Raw genomic sequence first — 3,146 nt, 5'->3', positions numbered from 1 at the left:
TATTATTGGTGCCTGGCATTTTGTTTACAGTGGCGGGCGGTGTTATATGTGTGATTTTTAGACGGTTAGAAAAAGAAAGAAGAAGATTAAGTAAGAATGGTTAGAAGTTACATATTGTATAGTTTGTACTTACATGATTAGGCGGAAGCATCGAGTCTAAAATATCTCTTATATTTTATAAATTATAAAAAAGAACCCTAAACCTCTTGTTTTAGGGTTCTAATCATGAAAGAATCGTTATTCTATATGACTAGTTAACAAATAGACAATATATCTATTTTGTCGCTTTTCGTCCTTCTAATATTCAGTATAGAGATAAACTGAAAAGGGCAATGAGTACGAGAATGAATAGGATATTGCTAAACATGGAAACGTCCGCATTGTTTGCAATTCCTAGGAAGCTTTGGCGCATTGCGGAATGGTCCATCATTGCTGCTGTATAGGTAATACAGATTGACATCGCGACATTGAGTGTTAAATTATAAAACTCGATTGCTGTTCCTGTTTTTTCTTTCTCGATTGTACAAATGCAAGAATCAAGTAATGGTGCATACATGAATGCAAATGAACTAGAGAATAGAACCATAGATATGACGAATACAATGGCAATTACCAATGTCCATTGTATATTTGGAGGAATTTAGATTTATAAAAGAAATTAAATAAGTAGGAGGTTTAGAATGAATATTAGTGAGTTAAAAACTAGATTGAATGAATTAGGAATAGAAGAACATGAATACAACTTAGGTGATAAATCTATTGGTGAATTGGAATTAGGTATATTAAAAGAAGAAAAAGTATGGAAAATATATCAATCATTAGAGAGAGGTAGAATGAATATTATAGATACTTTTGAAAATGAAAATGATGCTTGTGAATTGATATTAAAATATTTGATAATGCGAAAGAATCGAAGAGAGAGAAGAAAATAATGTTTTTCTCCTAAAAAATACCTAGCATTAACCATAAAGCGATAAAATCAATTTATGGTTAATGCTAGGTATTTTTTGTTCTGAATTAAAACAATCAACTTGTACGACCGATGAATTACATGCTTACTTAAATAATATTGACAGTAAGTTAGCAGAAGAAGTGGAGAAAACAGGGAAATGGCCAGAAGAAGTACAAATTCCAAAGAATTCTGATGTCTTAAGGGCTGATGGACACATTGATTGGGGGCAAGTACCAAACGGTGGCTATGTTGTAAATAAAGATGGGAAAGTCATGAAGGATGAGTATACACCAAAAATAGGTGAAGTTATTAACCGATATGGACCGTCAAATGGTACGTATACATCACCTGTGGTAAATGGAAAACCTTATAGTTACGGCGAGAGAGCTCTTCCGTATTTGGAAGATGTGAGCAAATACTATCAATATGAGATTGTAAGTGATTTCTCGGATATAAAAACCTATATTGATAACTGTAGTGACCCTACACTAAAAGCACAGGTAGATGCTGCTATTCAAAAATACTATTGTGGTGATTATAGCAAATTAAAAGCACAAATTGGAGAGATAGCCCCAGGTTTTGGGACCATAAAAGGGGGAACACAAATACAACTTCCTTTAACAGTCGAACAATTAGAAGGATTGAAATTATTGAAACAAATAAAATAAGGAGGATAATTTTAATATGACAAGAGATGAGGCAAAACGAATCCTATCAGAAGAAGGACTAAAATATTATAACTGGTTTCATGAAAAAGATGTGGATCCGGATAAGGTTCTAATTTATAAAGAGGATAATAAGTGGCTTGTTTGTGCAACTGATGAGAGAGCGAGTATTGTAGAAACCTCAATTGCTTATTATGGTAATGAAGAAGAGGCATTAGATGATTTTATTAAACGAGTAAGATTGGAAAAGATATTAAAGCCATGAAGATAAAAGGTTGAATTAATTATTTTTAAATATAGTTAAAAAGCAGTAACCCGAAATTAATTTCAGGTTACTACTTTTTAAGTTAGTCCTCAAAGTCATCAAGGTTATAAGTTTTTTCTCAATAACTTTCCCATCATCATTTAGCTTGACTTTCGTTCATACTTCTTGATCGTAAGGATTAGGATGTTTGTTCCCATCAAGTATTTCTCCAAATTCATCGTAACAGAAGTAATCATTATATCGATTTTACAATCTTTTTGAGCTTCTGATCTGAGACGGCTTTTTTAATCGAAAGTATATTTTTCACTGTCCGTTTTGAAGAGTTAATATGTACTCTCGAAAATGTTTTTTTTAAAATCCCCCCACTCTTCTTGGGTTAATCCCGCCTCATATTTATCCCATTCTAAATTTAATATCAAGTCCATGAACTTTCGGTAGCTGGCATTGGGAATGTGGGAGAAAGAAAAACACTTGGAGAAGTATTTTCTGCTGTTAAGAGTGGAACTAAGGGGACGGATGATATTGGAACACCGCCTCGATACGGGAAAAGAAGAATCTTAAAGGAATTATATGATGAATTAAGAGATGGAACGTCTATTGCAGAGTTACGAGAACAAGTTAACGAGGGCATTGAGGATAAAATAGGAACGTCTGACCCTGCTTTACCTGGTAAGTATATTACAGGTAGACTTCAAGCTGATCATATCGTATCAATGAAAAATATGGCGAAGACTTTGAAATCCCGCGGATTTGGAAAAACGTCGCTTGATATGTCTATGATCCTGTTCGATGAGATTATTCAAATGCTTGATTGTGCAATGAATGGTATGCTTATAAAAGCCTTGCTCTCTCAATTTATTGAACGTGCAAAGTAATGTGGGAGCCTTGCCTGTTGTGAGAACCGTTGCTTCTTCAAATGTTTTTACTAGTCTTTTCATAAAGGCATAAGCCGCTTGATGATCTCGTTTTTTACGAAGCTGAATATCCAATGTGTGTCCATCTTTATCAATTGATTGATAGAGATAACGCCATTCGCCTTTCACTTTGATATAGGTTTCATCCAGGTGCCAAGACAGCTGCACAGATTTGTTTTTCTTTTTCCAAATCTGATAAATGAGATTTCCATATTCATGAACCCATCACATGATGGTAGTGGGATCGACCGATACACCACGTTCTTTCAAAATTTCAAATACATCTCGATAACTTAAAGAAAACGATGATAGTAGCCGACGGCTACCAAAATAATATCTTGTTTAAACTG

The 3,146-nt window shown here is 33.9% G+C and carries 3 protein-coding genes and 2 pseudogenes; 3 read left to right on the top strand and 2 right to left on the bottom strand.

All coding sequences use genetic code 11. The annotated features are described in order from the left end of the window. Positions 1-304: 304 nt before the first annotated feature. Positions 305-604 (bottom strand): annotated as a pseudogene (locus BAQ49_RS21830) (MFS transporter); the annotation flags it as partial. Positions 605-680: 76 nt separating this feature from the next. Between BAQ49_RS21830 and BAQ49_RS21825 the strand changes: the two are divergent. The 3 genes from BAQ49_RS21825 to BAQ49_RS21815 all read left to right on the top strand — a co-directional run bounded on the left by BAQ49_RS21825 (position 681) and on the right by BAQ49_RS21815 (position 1,882). Then, a complete protein-coding gene (locus tag BAQ49_RS21825) occupies positions 681-932 on the top strand; it encodes a hypothetical protein (RefSeq protein ID WP_071734794.1) in 252 nt (83 codons plus the stop codon). Between the two features lie 61 nt (positions 933-993). Next, complete coding sequence (locus BAQ49_RS31650; protein ID WP_084667534.1) at positions 994-1,620, top strand: glycohydrolase toxin TNT-related protein; 627 nt, start codon at positions 994-996, stop codon at positions 1,618-1,620. Between the two features lie 16 nt (positions 1,621-1,636). Beyond that, positions 1,637-1,882: an Imm59 family immunity protein gene (locus BAQ49_RS21815; protein ID WP_071747027.1), complete on the top strand. Its 246-nt coding sequence runs from the start codon at positions 1,637-1,639 to the stop codon at positions 1,880-1,882. Positions 1,883-2,607: 725 nt separating this feature from the next. On the opposite strand, the pseudogene BAQ49_RS21805 reads toward BAQ49_RS21815, so the two are convergent. Continuing rightward, positions 2,608-3,146, bottom strand: a pseudogene (locus BAQ49_RS21805) (IS6 family transposase); the annotation flags it as partial.

The organism is Bacillus proteolyticus (genome assembly GCF_001884065.1).
GTDB classification, from domain to species: Bacteria; Bacillota; Bacilli; order Bacillales; family Bacillaceae_G; genus Bacillus_A; species Bacillus_A proteolyticus.
The sequence above is the reverse complement of the archived record's forward strand: the minus strand, read 5'-3'. Positions and strand labels throughout refer to the sequence as shown.